The following is a 17177-nucleotide window of genomic DNA, read 5'->3' on the forward strand; positions in this document are numbered from 1 at the left end:
TTACTCCTTCTCGAAGACGGGCAGCCCTTGCCACCAGGTGAGCCGTACCCGCTCGTCGCAGGCCCACGGGCCGGGGCCGACCAGGCGGGTGAGCAGGACGGGGCCCTCGTCCAGGCGGACTCGGGCGATCACGTACGGGGGTTCGAAATCCTCGGACGGGGCGCGGCGGACCTCGGTGAAGGTGTCCACGGATCCGCCTCCCCCGGCTTCGCGTAGGCCCAGGTCGGCCGAGCCGCAGCCGAGGCACAGCGGCCTCGGGTAGTGCTGGCGGCGGCCGCAGGCCCGGCACTCCTGCAGTTCCAGGCGGTCAGCCACGGTCGGCCCCCAGCAACACGGTGGCGTGCGTGGACAGGATGCCGCCGGTGCCGTGGGCCAGCGCCACCTCGGCCCCGGGCGCCTGGCGCGGGCCGCACTCGCCCCGTAGCTGGCGGACCGCCTCGACCAGCAGGAACAGGCCGAACATGCCCGGGTGGCAGTAGGACAGGCCGCCGCCGGTGGTGTTGAGCGGGAACGCGCCGCCCGGCCCCGCCTCCTTCACGAGGTCACCGGCGCGGCCCGGCTCGCAGAAGCCCAGGGCCTCCAGGGTGAGCAGGACGGTGATCGTGAACGAGTCGTACACCTGGGCCACGTCCACGTCGCCCGGCGAGAGGCCGGCCAGGGCGAAGGCTCTCCGGCCCGCTTCGGCGGCGCCTGTGTCCAGGATGTCGGGGGCCTGGGACATGCTCGCCGTCGCGGTGGCCTCGCCGTACCCGAGGACCGTGACGGGGAGCTTCGGCAGGTCGCGGGCGCGGTCGAGGGCGGTGAGCACGATCGCCGCGCCGCCGTCGGTGACCAGGCAGCAGTCCGCGGCGGTGAGCGGCGTGGAGATCATGGGCGCGGCCAGGACCTGCCCGACCGTCAGGGGACCGGCGGCGTGGCGGTACGCGCGCGGGTTCAGCAGCGCCCACTCGCGGGCGGCCACGGCGACCTGGGCCAGGTCGGCCCGGCTTCTGCCGTACTGGTGGAGGTAGCGCCGGGCGGCCATCGCGTAGTACGAGATCGGGTAGAGCGGGCCGTACGGGGCCTCGTGGGTGGTTTGGGGGACGTCGCCCTCGTGGACGCCGGACAGGGAGCGGGTGCGGGCGCTGTGCTGATTCGAGCCGTAGGAGATCAGCACCGTCGCGCACTGCCCGGCCCCGATCGCCTGTACGGCCCGCGCCACGTACATCTCGAAGGCGGACCCGCCGGCGAACGTGGAGTCGCTCCAGGCCGGGCGCAGGCCCAGGTACTCGGCGACCTGGGTGGCGGCGAACCTGCCCACGCCCGCGGTGGCCAGGCCGTCGACGTCGCGCGGGGTGAGGCCGGCGTCGGCCAGGGCGCGGGTGGCCGCCTGGGCCTGGAGTTCGAGTGCGCTCCTGCCGGTGACGCCGAGATCGGACTCGGCGGCGCCCACGATGGCCACGCCGCTCATGTCCACCGGCCGTCGCCGGTCGCTCTTTCCACGCCGGTCGCTCTCACCACGCCGGTCGATCTTTCCACGCCGGTCGCTCTTACCACGGAGGTCGCGGGGGCCACGGCGACCCGGGGGTTGTCTCCGATGACCTCGACCTGCTGTTCCACCGTGAGCAAGCCGTCCCGCTCGGCCACCACCCGCCCGGTGCAGCGCACGGTCTCGCCCGCGAACACCATCGAGCGCAGCCGGAAGCTCATGCGGGTGATCCGCGCCCCCGGGCCGAGCCAGTCCTGCAGTTGCTCGGCCAGGAGCGCGCCGAAGAGCTGGCCGTCCACGACCGGCGCCGGCAGGCCCCGGTCCGCCGCGTAGGCGGAGTCGTGGTGGAGGCGGTGCCAGTCCCAGGTGGCCCCGGCGTACGCGACCATGCCGGCCTGGTCGATCTCGCGTTCCAGAGGGGGGATCACGGGTCCTCCAGCGGCACGTAGATCAGCGTCTCCTCGTTGACGGCCAGCAGGTCGGCGTGCTGGTTGGTGTAGGTGGCCGTGGACGTCACGAAGACCTTGCCCGCCTTGCGGACGATGTCGCCCAGGCGCCAGGTGACGGTGATGACGTCGGCGGGCCGTACCGGCTGGTGGAGTTCGTAGGTGTTGCCGCCGCGCACGAGGCGGGTGCCGGGGAAGGCGAGGTCCCAGGTGTGGCCGCAGTAGCCGTCGGGGTCGCGGGGCAGGCCGGTGAACTGGTTCGTCTCGAAGATCAGGGTGGGCGGGGCGATGACGCCGTCGTAGCCGTGTTCGCGGGCGTAGGCGTCGTCGGTGTAGAGCGGGTTGGCGTCGCCCACGGCCTGGGCGAAGTAGCGGATCGCGGCGCGGCCGAGCTCTTCCGGGGCGGTGTAGGTGACCTCGTTCACCGGAGCACCGCCGTGGGGACGACCTCGATGAGGAACTCGGGGCGCAGCAGGGCCGTGCAGACGACCGAGGTGAGGGCCGGGCGGTTGGGGAAGTGGCGCTCCCTGACCGCCACTATTTCCGGATATTTCGTGATGGCGGGGGGAGTGATGTATTCGACCAGCCTGACCACGTCCGAGCCGGTCAGGTTCTCCTCGCGCAGTACGGCGGCGATCGCCGTGTAGGTGTACTCGGCCTGCGCCACCAGGTCGCCCTCGAACAGCGACCGCTGGGTCGCCGGATCCAGCGCGCCGAAGCCCGACATGAACAGCGTGCCGCCCGCCGCCACCCCCGGCTTGTACGTGAGCGTGTCGTAGCGCGTCCAGCCGGGGTTGACGGCGCGCAGCGGCAGCCGCGAACCCACCGCGTCCAGCGTGACCTTCGCGCCCTCCACGGCGGCGCGGTCGACCAGGATCCCGGCGGCGCCAGGATGCACGGGCCGCCCGTCGGTGCCCTCGCCGCCCAGCAGTTCCTTGCGGGGGCGGCCACAGCGCGGGTAGTCGGCCCGGGTGGCGGTCGCGGTGTAGTCGGTGGTCTGCACCAGTCCCTCCGGCCCGATCCCGGCCACCTTGAGCAGTTCCGCCGCCACCTCCAGGCAGGAGCGGTACTGCTCGCCGAACCCCGCCGTCAGATCGGCCGGGACGACGGCGGGCAGATACACGATCTCCCCCGCCACGGTCACCACGCCGCGGCCGGTGGCGAACCGCTCCCCGCCCCCTCGGCACGCCGTCACCTCGACGGCCACCTCGTGCCCGTCCTCCAGCACGCCCTCGACCGCGATCGCCGACAGCGTGACCCCTTCCGGCCTGGCCGCCGGGTCCGGCCGGGCACTCGCGTACTCCCGCACATGCACCACGTCCGCCCACGTGAGCCCGAGCGCGCCCAGCGCGACGCGGGCCCGTTCATAGGCGTCGCTGGCATCCGTGCCGGTCAGCGCGGGCAGCCGCACGGTCCTGTCCCTCACATCGGCCCCTCCATCACGCTCATCACCATCACTCAAAGCTCCCTCACTCAAAGCCCCCTCACTCACAGCTCCCTCACTCACAGCCCCCTCGCCCAAGCTCCCTCACTCAAAGCCCCCTCGCCCAAGCTCCTTCAGCAGGTCGTCGAGGGCGGGCAGTTCGTGCAGGCGCAGCGCGAGGTTCACGGCGCGCTCGCTCAGGCCGTTTCCCAGAGCCTTGTCCGTGACCAGGCGGTCGATGCGGGGATCACCCGGGCCACCCGAACCGCGCGCCACCTCCGCGACCACCTCGCGCCCGTCCGTCAGCAGCGCACGCAACCGCCCGTGCTGGTCGGCCGCGGGGCCCCGGTGCCCGGATGGCACGTGCCGTACCCTCGCGGCGAGATCACACACGTCGGCGCGCCCGGGGCGGGCGAACGTGCGCGCGGTCAGCTCGCCGTCGAGCAGCATCGCCGCCACGCACCAGGCCAGGCTGAACTTCGCCGCGTACGGCGTGCGCGGCCGCTCCTTCCCCGCCCCGCACACCAGCGCCGCGGCGTCATCGTGGACCTCCGCCCCGATCTCGGCCACCTCCTCAGCGGCGACCAGCCCCCGCAGGACCTTCGCGGCGTCGACGGCGGCGTGCAGCAGCTGGCAGGCGGGATACGGCTTGATCGTGATCCGGCCGACCTCCCAGCCGCGCCCCAGGTCGCCGAACGGGTCGACACCCGGGCGGCCGATCAGCGCGCCGTACAGGCCGTGCTCGCCCTCCACCACCGTCGCGGGCCCGCTCGCCCCCGCCCGCGCCAGCCGCGCGGCCAGCACCCCCGCCTGGGCGGCGAAGCCCGGGTGGAGCTGCTTGGTGGAGGCCCCGGTGTTCAGGAACTCCAGCAGTCCACCGGACATGCTGCCCGCGATGCCCAGCGCGGCGACCGCCTGGCGGTGCGCGAGCCCGTACAGCCTGGAGGCGACGAGCGCGGCGGCCAGGGGGCCGCAGGCCGAGGTGGCGTGCAGGCCACGCGCGTGAAATCCATGCGGTACGGCACCGCCAAGCCGGCAGATCGCCTCATACCCGGCAAGAGCTGCGGTGAGCACCTCGGCCCCGCTCGCCCCGGTCTCCTCCCCCACCGCGAACGCCACCGGCAGCACCGGGGCCGTGGCATGAACGAGTCCCCGGGCGTGGGTGTCGTCGAAGTCCAGCGCGTGCACCAGCGTCCCGTTGGCCAGCACGGCCGCCACCGCCCCGACCCGGCGCCCGGTCCCGAACACCGTCGCCTCCGGCGGCCCGCCCATCTCCCCCGCGACCCGAACGGCGGCCCACGCCCCCTCCCCCACCCCGCCGTCCCACGCCACCCCGCCGTCCCACGCCACCCCGCCGTCCCACGCCACCCCGCCGTCCCGCGCCACCCCGTCGCCCCGCGCCCCGTCTCGGGAGGGCGCCTCCGGTCGTTCGCGTCGTCCGGCGGCCGCGGCGGCGCAGCCGAGGCCGTCGAGCAGGTGCCGCAGGGCGGCGGCGCGCGCCTCGTCAGGAACGTCATCCAGCCGGAGCCCCAGCCCCCACGCGACCAGCGTCTCTGCGGCCGTCATCCCGGCTCCCCGAAAGCGCCCGCCCAGGCCAGGGCTCTGACGTGCGCCTCCGTGTACCCGAGCAGCCCCCGGAGCACCTCATCCGCGTGTTCGCCCAGCCGGGGCGCCCGGCGATGCCCGACCGGCTCCCCGCCCACCCGCACCGGCGACCCGAGCTGGCGCACCCGTCCGTAGCGGGGATGGGAGGTCTCCACCACGAGCCCCCGGGCGGTGGTGTGCTCTTCGGCCAGCGCCTCGTGCACGGAGTTGACCGGCCCGCACGGGATCCCGGCCGGCCGCAGCACCGCCAGCCACTCGGCCACGGTCCTGGTCAGGAAGACATCGGCGAGGGCGGGCAGCAGCCGGTGGGCGTTGCGCCGCCTGCCGGCGAAGTCGGCGTACCCGGGATCGGTGTCGAACGGCGCGCCGAGTATCGCGGCCAGCCGCCGCCAGAACTTCTCCTTGGCGCACCCCACGACCAGCCACCCGTCGGCCGCCGCGAAGTTCTGGAACGGCACCAGCGACGGATGCGCCGACCGCGCGGTCCGGGCGGGCTCGAACTCGGTGTTCAACGCCCAGGTCCCGACATAAGTGAGCATGGTGATCGCCGTGTCGTACAGGGACAGGTCGCAGTCCAGCCCCACCCCGTCCCGGCGCGCCGCGTGCACCCCGGCCACCAGCGCGAGCGCCGCGACCAGCCCGCCGGAGTAGTCCACGAGCGAGAGCCCGGACTTGGCCGGCGGGCCGCCGGGTTCGCCGGTCAGCGTCATCCACCCGGCCAGGCCCTGGAGGATGTAGTCGTAGCCGGGCTCGGCCGCACGCGGCCCGGTCATCCCGAACCCGGTCAGCGAACAGCAGACCACGCGGGGATTGAGGTGCCGGAGATCGGCGTAGGTGAGCCGCATCTTGGCCGGGACGTCGCCGCGCAGGTTGGAGTAGACGGCATCGCCGTGCCGTACCAGGTCCTCGAGAACCTCCCGCCCCGCCGCGCACCCCAGATCCAGCGCGATCGACTTCTTGTTGCGGTTGAACGTCTCGAAGAACAGCGAATCCCCGCCCTCCGCGTAGGGCGGAACATACCGCCCCACGTCGCCCCCGGCCCGGGGGTCCTCGACCTTGATGATCTCCGCGCCGAGATCGGCGAGGTGCACGCTCCCGAACGGCCCGGCGCCGTACTGCTCCAGGCTGATGACCCTGACGTCCTCCAGCGGCCTCATGTCAGCTCCCTGATGAGCGCGATGATGCGGGCCTGCGACTCGCGCACGGCCTCGGGCGGCCGGCCGTACACGGGCGGGGTGAGCTTGATTGTGGTGGCGAGCCCGCGGTAGGCCTCAATCCCCTCGGCGACCTGCGCTGGCGTGCCGGCCAGCGCCAGCCGTTCCACCATCCGATCCGGTACGGCTGCCGCCAGCCCGTCGGCCGGCGTCCCCGAGCGAAAGGCCTCGATGACGGCCTCCTGCTCTTCGGCCAGACCGTGGAAGGCGAAGAAGTCGCGGTAGGTGGCGACGCTGGCGTAGAAGCCGAGGACGCCCTTGGCCTGCCGACGCGCCTCGGCGGGATCGGCGTCGATGGCACAACAGGCGGAAACCACCACATCCATCCGCTCGCCTGACCCCGCTGACACCGCTGACTCCGCTGATTCCGTCCCCGCGTCCTTTCCCGGATCCGGGCTTGTGCCATGGTCCGGGGCCGCCGCCCGGCCCAGGTTGGGCAGGGCGTGCTCGCGGACGTAGGCGGGCGAGCACAGCTCATGCGAGATCCACCCGTCGGCGATCCGCCCGGCCAGGCGGGTGAGCTGGGGCCCGACGGCGGCGAGGTAGATGGGGACGGCGGCACGGACCGGCCGGTGCGGCCGCCGGAACCCGCGCAGGTCGGCCCGCCGCGTCTCACCCTCGACGACCGGCGTACCCGCGACCACGGCCCTGATGATCTCGACGGTCTCGCGTAATCGCGTGACGGGACGGTCGGCGGCGACGTCGTGCCAGCGCTCGTTCAGGCGGCGCGCCCCCACGCCGAGACCGAGCACGAACCGTCCGCCGGTCAACTCGTCCAGGTCGAGCGCCTCCAGGGCCAGCGTCAGCGGGCTGCGGGTGAAGGCCAGCGCGACCGCCGTGCCGACGCCCGCCCCGCTCAGCGCCGGCGCGACGGCGGCGGCGGTCACGGTGGCGCTGCGGTGCAGCTCGGGTAGCCACACCACCTCGGCCCCGGCCTCCTCGGCGGCCCGCGCCGCCCCAGTCAGTTCGGCGAGGGTCTCGCCCCACGGGCCGTAGGTGATCCTCATGTGGTCATGGGACCGTTCTTGGCCTCGGGGAAATAGTCCTTGTCGTGCGGGGCGTCGCGCTTGTACACCATGACCGTCCTGGTCCAGGACATGATCTCGTCGCCGTCCTGATTGAGTCCGCGCGTCCTCGCCGTGACGATCCCCGCGTACGGCCGCGACCGCGACTCCCGCTTCGCGGTGACCAGCGATTCCGCGTAGACGGTGTCGCCGATGAAGACGGGGTGGGTGAGCTTGATGTCCTCCCAGCCCAGGTTCATGATCGCGGTCTGGCTGACGTCCATCACGGACAGGCCAAGCACGATCGCCACCGTCAGGCCCGAGTTCACGATGACCTTCCCGACCGGGGCTTTGGCGGCGAAGTGGGCGTTGAAGTGGTTCTGGTTCGTGTTCATCGTGAGCAGCGTGAACCACGTGTTGTCGGCCTCGCTGATCGTGCGCCCCAACGGGTGCTGGTAGACGTCGCCGACCACGAAGTCCTCGTAGTAGCGGCCGATGGCCGCCTCATGCACGGTCACCTTAGCCACGTTAATCATCAGACCTTTTCCCGGTCAACGCCCCACACCCACCCCCTCTCCACCACCCCCTTGCACTCATGCGACCCGCCTCCCCCGAACCCATGCCCGCACAGCCACAACCTCGCGCGGGCCTACCCGCGCGAACACACCGCCCGGGGACACCGGCCCACGTGGAGACCCCGCGCGGAGGCACGCCCCGCGTGACGCGGCGGCACGAGGACCCCGGCCCCGCACGGACACCGGCCCACGTGGAGACCCCGCGCGGAGGCACGCCCCGCGTGACGCGGCGGCACGAGGACCCCGGCCCCGCATGGACACCGCCACACGAGGACCCCGGGCCCGGCACGGACACCGCCACGCGAGGACCCCGGGGCCGGTGCGGGCGCGGGCTGGTGGGCCTCAGGGCTGGTGGGTGGTTTCTGGGGTGCGGGCGGACAGCCTGGCCACTACGTCGGCGATGCGGGTGGCGCGGTGGAGTTCGGCTCTGTGGAAGGCGGGGCCGATGGAGCGGGCCACCACGATGTGGAGTTCGGCGACGGGTAGCACCATGAGGCTCAGGTCGGCGCCGGCCCGGGAGGCGGGGCGCAGGGGCGGGTCGGGCAGGTCGAAGGCGGAGGGGGCGGCCAGGCTGGCATGCCGTACCACTCCGTCGGCCAGCGCGAGCGCCCAGTCGGCCCCGCACAGGCCGGGCAGGGCGTCCACCAGCGTCGCGAGCCCGCGCGCGGGGTCGGCGGCCACCTGCGTGAGGACGTCGTAGTCGGGCGCGGAACCCGGGACCTCCTTGGTCGGCCAGCAACCCTCCACGCGCACGCCGGGCGCGCCGGACAGGCGGTCGCTCACCTCGCCCGCGGCGGCCGGCCAGTTGACGGTGAACTCGTCCAGGGCCCGACCGGCCTCGCGTTCCAGCACGGTCACCTGGAGGATGTCGGCGCCGAGTGCGCCCAGTGCCCTGGCTACCTGGCCCAGTCCACCGGGCCGGTCCGGCAGGGACACTCTGATCCGAAGCAGCATCGTCCGCCCCCTTTCGTGAGGGTCCACGGTGCCGTGTCGAGGTTTCCACCACGTTCCACGGAGATGTCACGCATGATGCGGCTATTTCGCATTATTGCTGGTCGAACATCTGGGTGTAGAGCCTTTCCAGGGCCACCACCACCGCGCCGCGCAGTACCGGATCGCCCTCGACGGTTCCGGGCACCACCCGCGTGGGCAACGGGATCAGCGCCGCCAGCCGCTCCTCCACCCTGGCCGCCAGATCTTCTCCTCCGGCCCTGCCGATGGTCCCCGCGAGGATGAGGACGCCCGGGTCGAGCACCGCGCAGACGGCCCGCGCCCCGAACACGATCCGATCGGCCAGCGCGTCCAGGAACGCGGGCGGCGCCTGCCTGACAAGCACACCAAGCTCCTCCGCCCCGGCCGGGCCACCTGCCTGTGGGGCGTCGGGTGAAGGGTGGCGGGGCGTGCGGTCAGAGGCCCCGGCCGGGATGCCGGACGCGTGGCCGGAAGCTCCGGGCGGGGCGGCCGCGCCGCCGGGCGTGTGGGGTGCGCGGGAGTGCTCCGGCGAGGCGGGCGTGGGGGTGCTGCCGGGCGGGTGGGGCGTGGCCTCGGGTGGTGTGGGAGGGACCTCGACCGGGGTGGAGGTAGCGGCGGATGAGGTGGACGCGCCGGCGGGTGGGGTGAGGCCGTGGGTCCGGGCCAGGGTCAGGAGGGCGGGGCCGGCTATCAGGTCGGGGAAGGTGGAGCCGGTCAGGCCCAGGGGGAGGTAGGAGATTTCGCCGGCGCCGCCCGATCGGCCCCGGTGCAGGCGGCCGTTCAGGATGACGGCCATGCCGACGCCCGTGCCCAGCGACAGCAGGGCGAAGGTGGTTTCTCCTTGGGCGGCGCCGAGCCGGTGTTCGGCCAGCCCCACCAGGTTGACCTCGTTCTCGACCAGGACGGGCAGGCCGCCCAGGCGGGCGCGCAGGCCGGGCAGGAGGTTGGCGTGCCAGGTGGGCAACGCGCCGACGTAGGAGACGTCGCCGGTCTCCGGGTCGATGAGGCCCGGGGTGCCGACGACGACGCCGTCCAGGCGGCCGGGTTCGAGCTGGGCGTCCAGGAGGGCGGCGGTGATGGTGTCGAAGACGAGCTGGTCGGGTTCGGCGGCCGGGTCGAGGGGACGGCGGGCGGAACCCACCTGGTTGCCCGTCAGGTCGTTGACCGAGGCCAGTACCTCGCCGGCCCGCACCTCCACGCCCGCCACGTGCGCCCGGTCGGCGACCACGCCGTAGAGGACGGCGTTCGGGCCGCGGCGCCGGGCCGGGGACTCGCCCACCGGGGTGATGAGGTTGCCGGCTTCCAGACGATCCACCAGATCGCCGATGGTGGCCCGGGAGAGCCCGGTGCGCTGCTGCAGCTCCGCCCTGGACAGGCTGCCATGCTCCAGCAGCAGGTCGAAGGCCGCCCGGTCGTTGATGAGGCGGGCGGTGTGGGGCGAGGCGGTGCGCGGCATGGGCCAAGATGTACCACATAGCCTTTCTTTCTGGATACCGTCCTGTTAATTTGCTGGCATGAGCGATCGATACGCACTCCTCGTCCCTGCTCCCCGGCACGCCACGGCCCGGCCCGGCTCGTTCACGCTCGACGCGGGCACGCTTCTGCACGCGGAACCCGAGGTCGCCCACGTGGTACGGCGCCTCCTGCACCCCCTGAACCTGCCCCTCGCACCGGGCTCCGCACCCGAGGGAGTGCTCTCGGTCCGGGTCGAGGACGACGGACGGGCAGGGGACGGCGGGCAGGCCGAGGGCTACCGGCTACGCGTCTCCGGCGACGGCATCGCGATCACGGCGACGGACCTGGCCGGGGTACGGCATGCCGTACAGGCGCTGAAGCAGCTGCTCACGGCGGACGCGTGGCGGGCGGCGGCGCTGCCGGGACGGTGGGAGGTGCCGTGCGGCGAGATCGAGGACGCCCCCGCGGTCGGCTGGCGCGGCGGGATGCTCGACGTGTCACGACATTTCATGACTAAGGGGGCGGTCCTCAAGTATGTGGACCTCCTCGCCATGCACCGCATGAACCGCCTCCACCTCCACCTCACCGACGACCAGGGCTGGCGGGTCGAGAGCCGCCGGCACCCGGTGATCAACCGGAGGTCAACGCACCGGCCCGACACGCTCATCGGCCACCGGCGCCACTCCAACGACTACGACGGCACCCCGCACGGCGGCTACTACACCCTCGACGACCTGACCGAGATCTCCGCCTACGCGGCGGAGCGCGGCATCACCGTCGTGCCGGAACTGGACCTGCCCGGCCACGCCTCCGCCCTGCTGGCCGCCTTCCCCGAACTCGGCACCGGCAGCCGCGAGGTGCTCGGCGGCTGGGGCGTCTCGGCCGGGGTGCTCAAGCCGATCCCCGCCGCCGTCACGCTGGTGTGCGAACTGCTGGACGAGGTGCTGGAGGCCGTCGACACGCCGTACGTGCACCTCGGCGGCGACGAGTGCCCGACCGAGGACTGGCCGCTCGACCCCGAGGTGTCCGCGCACATGGCCGCGCTCGGCGTCACGCGGGCCCACGAGATGCACGGCTGGTTCCTGCGCGAGATCGCCGAGCACCTGGCCACGCGGGGCAAGCGCATGATCGTCTGGGACGAGGGCTTCCAGAGCGGCGGCGTGCGCGCGGACTCGATCGTCATGTGCTGGCGCGGCGACGCGATCGCCCGCCAGGCCGCCGCGGCCGGGTACGACGTGGTCCGCGCCCCCACCTACCCCACCTACTTCGACTACGACCAGTCCACGCTGCCCGGCGAGCCGCTGTCCATCGGCGGCCCGATCACGCTGGAGGACGCGGCGACGTTCGAGGTCCTGCCCGGCGCCTGGTCGGAGGAGGAGCGCGGGCGCGTGCTGGGCGGGCAGTTCCAGGTGTGGCGCGAGTACATCCCGGACGACCGCCACCTCGACTACATGACCTTCCCGAGGGCGTGCGCGATCGCCGAGGCCGTGTGGTCCGGCCGCCCCGCCGACTTCGCCGGCCTGACCCGCCGCTTGAGCGAGGCGCACCTGGCCCGGCTGGAGGCCGCGGGCTGCGAGTACCGCCCGCTCGACGGCCCGCACCCGTGGCAGACCGGCGGCACCGGCCGCCGCACCCGCGAGACCAACGACCCGCACCGCACCCGCGAGAACTGGCTGGCCTGGCGCGCCCAGCTTCCCCCCGCCGATGTGCACGTCTCGGCGATCGACCGTCCCTCCTAGGAACCCCCCCATAAGTTACGGCCGGCCGCCCCGCCCCCACCCCGCGCACGGGGCTGGGGGCACTCCAGGAAGACGGCAGGCAGGCCGCGCGGGGCGGGCCGCCGCCACGCCCGCCCCGTGGGCCGGCCAAGTGGCCAGGCGACAACACGCGGCCCAAGGCACACCCGCACAAGAGGCAAAGCCGATGGGGACACGTGGGCAAAGCCGGTGGGCGGGCCGGTGGGCGCGGCGGCGCGAAGCCCGTGGGCGGAGCCGGGCGGGGTCAGGGGTCCAGGCTGGCCAGGACCGTGTCCAAGCGGCGGTACCCCTCGCCCACCCCGCGTTCCATGGGTGAGCGGAGCGCCACATCGCGCACCTCCCGCGACGAGTAAGTGATCGTCGTGGTCAGCGTGGTCCGACCGGCGTGCTCGTCCAGGATCTGCGTGGTCAGCGAGTCCCCCTCCACCCACTGGTCGTCGTACGACTCGGTGAACACCAGCCGCGACTCAGCCACGATCTCCCGATAAATCCCGCCATGCGCCATCTCCGCCCCACCGGGCCCGGCCGACACGAACCGCCACGCGCCGCCCACCCGCAGGTCGATCTCGCACCGCACGATCCGCCAGCCTTGCGCCCCCATCCACCGCGGCACCAGCGCGGGATCGGTCAGCGCCGCCCACAGCAGGCGCCGCGGTGCGTCGAACGGCCGGATCATGATGATCTCGGTCTCGCCGAACGCCTCGACGGTGAGCGTCACGGCCGCTCCTTCAGCTCGTCCAGCAACGCGTCCAGCCGGCCGTAGCTCTCCTGCCAGAAGTCCCGGTAGTGCTCCAGCCAGTCGGTGGCCTCCTTGAGCGGGCGGGCCTCCAACCGGCAGGGACGCCGCTGGGCGTCGCGCCCGCGCGAGATGAGCCCGGCGCGCTCCAGCACCTTCAGATGCTTGGAGATCGCGGGCTGACTCATCGCGAACGGCTCCGCCAGCTCGCTGACGGTCGCCTCCCCCGCGCGCAACCTGGCCAGGATGGCCCGGCGGGTCGGATCGGCCAGCGCGGCGAACGTGGCGTCCAGGTGTTCATAACTGTCCAGTTCCATAACTAGACGGTTTTATATGACGCGCCCCTGCCGTATGTCAAGAGGACCTGACCACCTGCGGGCCCGAGCCGGTCGAGCCGCGCACGATCAGCTCCGGCTGGAAGACCAGCTCGGAGTGCCGCGGCGGCGCGCCGCCGAACGCCTCCATCAACGTCTGCACCGCCGCCGTCACCATCGCCCTGATCGGCTGCCGGACCGTCGTGAGCGGCGGGTCGGTGAACGCGATCAGCGGCGAGTCGTCGTAGCCGACCACCGAGACGTCCCCCGGCACGGACAGCCCGCGTTCGCGGCAGGCGCGGATCGCGCCGAGCGCCATGAGGTCGCTGGCGCACACGATGCCCGTGCAGTCCTGGTCGAGGAGCTGGGCGGCGGCGGCCTGCCCGCCCTCCACCGAGAACAGCGAATGGGCCACCAGGCCGGGACCGCCCACGGCCTCCCGGTATCCCTCGATCTTCCTGATCACCGGGACGAACCGGGCCGGCCCCGCCGCCAGGCCGATGCGCGCGTGCCCGAGGTCCACGAGATGCTGGACGGCCAGCCGCGCCGCCAGCCGGTCGTCGGGGGAGATGAAGGGCGCGGGCACGTCGGCCGCGTAGCCGTTCAGCAGCACGATCGGCACGCCCTGGCCGATCAGCTGCACGTAGCGGTCGGAGCGCGCGGCGGTGTCGGCGTGCAGGCCGGACAGGAAGACGATGCCGCTCACCCCGCGCTCGACCAGCAGTTCGGTGAACTCGTCCTCCGCCGCGCCGCCGGGTGTCTGGGTGCACAGCAGCGGCGTGTAGCCATGCTGGACCAGCGCGCGCTCGAAGGCCTGGGCGAACGCCGGGAAGATCGGGTTCTCCAGTTCGGGCGTCACCAGCCCGACCAGTCCGGCGCTGCGCTGCCGCAGCCGGGGCGTACGCTCGTACCCCAGCACGTCGAGCGCGGCGAGGACGGCCTGCCGGGTCGCGGGCGAGACGCCCGGCCGGCCGTTCAGCACCCTGCTCACCGTGGCCTCGCTCACCTCGGCCTGGGCGGCGATGTCGGCGAGCCTCACAGCTTCGTGGCGCCCGCGGTCAGCCCCGTCACCAGGTGGCGCTGGACCAGCAGGAAGACCGCCGCGGCCGGGATCGCGATGAGCGCGGCGGCCGCGGTCAGCAGCCCCCAGTCCGACCAGTGCTGCCCGACGAACTGCTGCAGGCCGACGCCGAGCGTCCGCTTCTCCTCCTGCGACATGAACACGGTCGCGTAGGCGACCTCGCCCCAGGCGGTCATGAAGCAGTAGAAAGCGGTGACGGCCAGGCCCGGACGGGCCAAAGGCAGCACCACCCGCCAGAACGCGCCGAACGGGCTGAGCCCGTCGACCATCCCGGCCTGGTCGATCTCCTGCGGGATGGTGTCGAAGTAGCTCTTCATCATCCAGGCGCAGAACGGCACCGCCACCGTCATGTACGCGATGACCAGCCCGGGAAGCTGGTTGAGCAGCTTGAGCGAGGCCATCAGGTTGTACAGGGGCACGATGAGGATCGCCACCGGGAACATCTGGGTGATCAGCAGCAGCCACATGACGCCCCGGTAGCCGGGGAAGCGGAAGCGGCTGATCGCGTACCCGGTGGTCGCGGCCAGGAACACGCCGAGCAGCATGGTCAGCCCGGCGACGAGCACCGAGTTGAGCAGCCACGTCGGGAACGCGGTCTCCGACAGCACCCGGCCGTAGTTGCCGAGCGAGGGGCTGTTGAACAGCTCCAGCTCGGTGGAGAGCCAGCCGTCGCGCGGCTTGAGCGAGGTCAGGATCAGCCACACGACCGGGAAGATCGAGATCAGCGAGGCGACGATCAGGGTCGCGTGCAAGGCGATCGACGCCAGCGGGCCTCTCTCGCCCCTCTTATGCTGCTTTTTCACCACACCTCCCCGGTCTTGCGGAGTGCCCGCCGGTACCCGAACGCCATGAGCACGAGCAGCAGCAGGATGATGACGCCCCAGGTGGCCGAGCCGGAGTAGTTCCTGACGCCGGTGAAGGCCTCGCGGAAGGCGTAGGTCACCAGGATCTCCGTCTCGCTGCCCGGTCCGCCGCCGGTCACGAGGAAGATGACGGGGAACATGTTGAACGTCCAGATCGTGCCGAGCAGGATCACCGTGCTGGAGACGGCCCGCAGCGACGGCAGCGTGATGTTGGTGAACCGCTGCCACGGCGAGGCGCCGTCCACCTCGGCCGCCTCGTACAGCTCCTTGGGGATCGACTGCAGCCCGCCGAGCATGGCGACCATCATGAACGGCACGCCGAGCCACACGTTGACCGCGATCACCGCGATCCTGGCGGTGAACGGGTCGTTCAGCCAGCCCACCGCGCCGAGCCCGGCCGCCTCCAGCATCGCGTTGATGACGCCGTAGTCGCTGTTGTAGAGGTAGCGCCAGATGAACGCGGCCACGAACGCGGGGATCGCCCACGGCAGGATCAGCAGCACCCGGTAGACCGACCGGAAACGCAGCTTGCGATGCAGGAGTACGGCCAGCCCGAGCCCGAGCCCGTAGTGCAGGGCCACGCAGGCCACGGTCCAGGTGACCGTCCAGCCGAGCTTGGCCCAGAACAGCCCGCTGCCGAGGATGTCCAGGTAGTTCTCCAGCCCCACGAACTCGTAGCGGGACGGGATGACGTTGACCCCGATCGTCCGGCCGACGTTGGCCTCGGTGGCGTCGGTGAGCGACAGGTAGACGCCGCGGGCCAGCGGCCAGCCGATCAGCACCGCCATGACGATGAGCACGGGGGCCACCATCGCCCAGGCGTACCAGTGACGCAGCCAGGCCCGCCGCGGGCCGCCGACACGCCCCGCGGCCCGCCGCCCGCGCTCAGACGTGCCCGAGTCCGGCACGCGGCCTGATGTGCCCGAGTCCGGCACGCGTCAGCTCCAGTCCTTGAAGATGCCGCGGTACTTCTCGTCGACCGTCTTCACCATCTGCTCGGGCGTCTCCTTGCCGCCGACCAGCGCCTGGTAGCCCTCAAGCAGCGGCTGGAACAGCTGGCCGCCCTCGGGGATCCACGGCCGCGGCACGGCCGAGTCGAGCACCGGCTTGAACACGGTGACGTCCTTGTTCGCGGTGACCGCCGGGTCGGTGAAGGCCGACGTACGCGGCGGCAGCAGGCCGAGCTTGCCGGACATCTTGGCCAGGCTCTCCTTGGAGGTCATGAACCTGACGAACTCATAGCTGGCCGGGATGTTCTTGGAACCGGCGTAGATCGCCAGGTTGTGGCCGCCGGTCGGGGAACCTGCCTTGACGCTGCCCGCGGGGACCGGCGCGATGCCCAGGTTCGCCTTGTCCTTGAACTCCGCGCCCTGGTAGATCTCCGACAGCGCCCACGGGCCGTTGTAGATCATCGCGGCCTTGCCGTCCTTGAAGGCGGTCATCGCGTTGACGTAGCTGTCCTGTACGGCCGGCTTCGCGGCGGCCCCCGAGGTCACCAGGTCCGACAGGGTCTGCATGGCCTTCACGTTGGCCGGGGAGTTGACCACGATCTTCTTGGCGGCCACGTCGAGGGTGTCGCCGCCTTCGCCGTACATGAAGGGGAGCAGGAAGTAGGCGTCGACGTTGAGTGCCAGGCCGGTGACGCCGGCCTTGGACTTGACGTCGAGGGCGAACTGCTTGAGCTCGGTGACGTTCTTGGGCGGCTCGGCGTGGCCGGCCTTCTCCAGGAGCTTCTTGTTGTAGAGCAGGGCGAGGGTGTCGGTGACCTGGGGCACCGCATACGTCTTGTCCTGATATTTCGTGCTACTGAGGGGTCCGGGGAGGAAGTCCGCCTCGTTGTCGATCGCCCGGGATCCATCGAGCGGCTGCAGGTATCCCAGCGAGGCGAACTGCGACGTCCAGGCCACCTCGGCGCGGATCACGTCGGGCGCTCCGGTGCCCGCCTGGGCGGCGGTCTGGAACTGGTTCTGCGCCTGGTCGAAGGGCACGTTCACGTACTTGACCTTGATGGCCGGGTACTTGCCCTCGAACTCCTTGATCAGCTCCTGGAAAACGGGCCCTTCACTGTCGGGCCTGGTGGTGTCCCACCAGATGATCTCGCCGCTGATCTTCGACGGGTCGGCGGCCGACTGCGCCGGGGCAGGAGCCGCGCTCTCACCACCACCACAGGCGGAAACCGCCAGCGCAAGGGCCGCCACGACCGCAGCAGCAGGGAAGGCTCGCCGCATGGTCCATCTCCTCAAGTACTCGAAACCGGGGTCAAG

The 17177-nt window shown here is 72.3% G+C and carries 18 protein-coding genes; 1 reads left to right on the top strand and 17 read right to left on the bottom strand.

From position 1 onward, the window contains the following. From ACIBKY_RS11555 to ACIBKY_RS11605, 11 genes are all read right to left on the bottom strand, one after another. Positions 1-315: a Zn-ribbon domain-containing OB-fold protein gene (locus ACIBKY_RS11555; protein WP_397096512.1), complete on the bottom strand. Its 315-nt coding sequence runs from the start codon at positions 313-315 to the stop codon at positions 1-3. Then, positions 308-1450, bottom strand: coding sequence for an acetyl-CoA acetyltransferase (locus tag ACIBKY_RS11560; protein WP_397096514.1), 1143 nt, complete (start codon positions 1448-1450; stop codon positions 308-310). Before ACIBKY_RS11560 ends, ACIBKY_RS11555 begins: the two co-directional genes overlap by 8 nt. Continuing rightward, positions 1447-1896 (bottom strand): MaoC/PaaZ C-terminal domain-containing protein, encoded by a 450-nt coding sequence (locus ACIBKY_RS11565; protein WP_397096515.1) that lies wholly within the window; start codon positions 1894-1896, stop codon positions 1447-1449. Before ACIBKY_RS11565 ends, ACIBKY_RS11560 begins: the two co-directional genes overlap by 4 nt. After that, positions 1893-2339, bottom strand: a complete 447-nt coding sequence (locus tag ACIBKY_RS11570) for a MaoC family dehydratase N-terminal domain-containing protein (protein ID WP_397096517.1) — start codon at positions 2337-2339, stop codon at positions 1893-1895. The genes ACIBKY_RS11565 and ACIBKY_RS11570 overlap by 4 nt, the downstream gene beginning before the upstream one ends. Further along, on the bottom strand, positions 2336-3340 hold the full coding sequence (locus ACIBKY_RS11575) for a RidA family protein (protein WP_397096519.1): 1005 nt from the start codon (positions 3338-3340) through the stop codon (positions 2336-2338). The genes ACIBKY_RS11570 and ACIBKY_RS11575 overlap by 4 nt, the downstream gene beginning before the upstream one ends. Positions 3341-3442: 102 nt before the next feature. Then, on the bottom strand, positions 3443-4903 hold the full coding sequence (locus ACIBKY_RS11580; RefSeq protein WP_397096520.1) for an MmgE/PrpD family protein: 1461 nt from the start codon (positions 4901-4903) through the stop codon (positions 3443-3445). Next, positions 4900-6099, bottom strand: coding sequence for a CaiB/BaiF CoA transferase family protein (locus ACIBKY_RS11585; protein WP_397096522.1), 1200 nt, complete (start codon positions 6097-6099; stop codon positions 4900-4902). The genes ACIBKY_RS11580 and ACIBKY_RS11585 overlap by 4 nt, the downstream gene beginning before the upstream one ends. After that, positions 6096-7163: an LLM class flavin-dependent oxidoreductase gene (locus ACIBKY_RS11590; protein ID WP_397096524.1), complete on the bottom strand. Its 1068-nt coding sequence runs from the start codon at positions 7161-7163 to the stop codon at positions 6096-6098. Before ACIBKY_RS11590 ends, ACIBKY_RS11585 begins: the two co-directional genes overlap by 4 nt. Beyond that, positions 7160-7678: a MaoC family dehydratase gene (locus ACIBKY_RS11595; RefSeq protein WP_397096526.1), complete on the bottom strand. Its 519-nt coding sequence runs from the start codon at positions 7676-7678 to the stop codon at positions 7160-7162. Before ACIBKY_RS11595 ends, ACIBKY_RS11590 begins: the two co-directional genes overlap by 4 nt. Before the next feature lie 399 nt (positions 7679-8077). Next, positions 8078-8689: an ACT domain-containing protein gene (locus ACIBKY_RS11600; RefSeq protein WP_397096527.1), complete on the bottom strand. Its 612-nt coding sequence runs from the start codon at positions 8687-8689 to the stop codon at positions 8078-8080. Between the two features lie 91 nt (positions 8690-8780). Further along, a complete protein-coding gene (locus ACIBKY_RS11605) occupies positions 8781-10163 on the bottom strand; it encodes an ROK family protein (protein ID WP_397096529.1) in 1383 nt (460 codons plus the stop codon). 58 nt (positions 10164-10221) lie between these two features. On the opposite strand from ACIBKY_RS11605, the gene ACIBKY_RS11610 reads away from it, so the two are divergent. Then, positions 10222-11901, top strand: a complete 1680-nt coding sequence (locus ACIBKY_RS11610; protein WP_397096530.1) for a beta-N-acetylhexosaminidase — start codon at positions 10222-10224, stop codon at positions 11899-11901. 262 nt (positions 11902-12163) lie between these two features. On the opposite strand, the gene ACIBKY_RS11615 is transcribed toward ACIBKY_RS11610, so the two are convergent. Genes ACIBKY_RS11615 through ACIBKY_RS11640 form a run of 6 tightly spaced genes read right to left on the bottom strand, consistent with a single transcriptional unit; the run spans position 12164 to position 17141 of the window. Beyond that, positions 12164-12637, bottom strand: a complete 474-nt coding sequence (locus ACIBKY_RS11615; protein ID WP_397096532.1) for an SRPBCC domain-containing protein — start codon at positions 12635-12637, stop codon at positions 12164-12166. Continuing rightward, a complete protein-coding gene (locus ACIBKY_RS11620; protein WP_397096533.1) occupies positions 12634-12972 on the bottom strand; it encodes an ArsR/SmtB family transcription factor in 339 nt (112 codons plus the stop codon). The genes ACIBKY_RS11615 and ACIBKY_RS11620 overlap by 4 nt, the downstream gene beginning before the upstream one ends. 37 nt (positions 12973-13009) lie before the next feature. Next, on the bottom strand, positions 13010-14008 hold the full coding sequence (locus tag ACIBKY_RS11625) for a LacI family DNA-binding transcriptional regulator (RefSeq protein WP_397096535.1): 999 nt from the start codon (positions 14006-14008) through the stop codon (positions 13010-13012). After that, entirely contained in the window at positions 14005-14853 is an 849-nt protein-coding gene (locus ACIBKY_RS11630; protein WP_379625407.1) for a sugar ABC transporter permease, read from the bottom strand. Before ACIBKY_RS11630 ends, ACIBKY_RS11625 begins: the two co-directional genes overlap by 4 nt. Next, positions 14850-15848, bottom strand: coding sequence for a carbohydrate ABC transporter permease (locus ACIBKY_RS11635; RefSeq protein WP_397096537.1), 999 nt, complete (start codon positions 15846-15848; stop codon positions 14850-14852). The genes ACIBKY_RS11630 and ACIBKY_RS11635 overlap by 4 nt, the downstream gene beginning before the upstream one ends. 3 nt (positions 15849-15851) lie before the next feature. Further along, positions 15852-17141 carry an extracellular solute-binding protein gene (locus ACIBKY_RS11640; RefSeq protein ID WP_397096539.1) on the bottom strand — a complete coding sequence of 430 codons (1290 nt, stop codon included), beginning with the start codon at positions 17139-17141 and terminating at the stop codon, positions 15852-15854. Between the last annotated feature and the right edge of the window lie 36 nt (positions 17142-17177).

The sequence above is a fragment of the Nonomuraea sp. NPDC050394 genome (assembly GCF_044459065.1).
In the GTDB taxonomy this organism is placed as follows: domain Bacteria; phylum Actinomycetota; class Actinomycetes; order Streptosporangiales; family Streptosporangiaceae; genus Nonomuraea.

Coding starts and splice junctions, on each gene's coding strand:
- ACIBKY_RS11560 (WP_397096514.1), bottom strand. CDS start 1,450: ATGAGCGGCGTGGCCATCGTGGGCGCCGCCGAGTCCGATCTCGGCGTC.
- ACIBKY_RS11580 (WP_397096520.1), bottom strand. CDS start 4,903: ATGACGGCCGCAGAGACGCTGGTCGCGTGGGGGCTGGGGCTCCGGCTG.
- ACIBKY_RS11585 (WP_397096522.1), bottom strand. CDS start 6,099: ATGAGGCCGCTGGAGGACGTCAGGGTCATCAGCCTGGAGCAGTACGGC.
- ACIBKY_RS11590 (WP_397096524.1), bottom strand. CDS start 7,163: ATGAGGATCACCTACGGCCCGTGGGGCGAGACCCTCGCCGAACTGACT.
- ACIBKY_RS11600 (WP_397096527.1), bottom strand. CDS start 8,689: ATGCTGCTTCGGATCAGAGTGTCCCTGCCGGACCGGCCCGGTGGACTG.
- ACIBKY_RS11605 (WP_397096529.1), bottom strand. CDS start 10,163: ATGCCGCGCACCGCCTCGCCCCACACCGCCCGCCTCATCAACGACCGG.
- ACIBKY_RS11610 (WP_397096530.1), top strand. CDS start 10,222: ATGAGCGATCGATACGCACTCCTCGTCCCTGCTCCCCGGCACGCCACG.
- ACIBKY_RS11620 (WP_397096533.1), bottom strand. CDS start 12,972: ATGGAACTGGACAGTTATGAACACCTGGACGCCACGTTCGCCGCGCTG.
- ACIBKY_RS11640 (WP_397096539.1), bottom strand. CDS start 17,141: ATGCGGCGAGCCTTCCCTGCTGCTGCGGTCGTGGCGGCCCTTGCGCTG.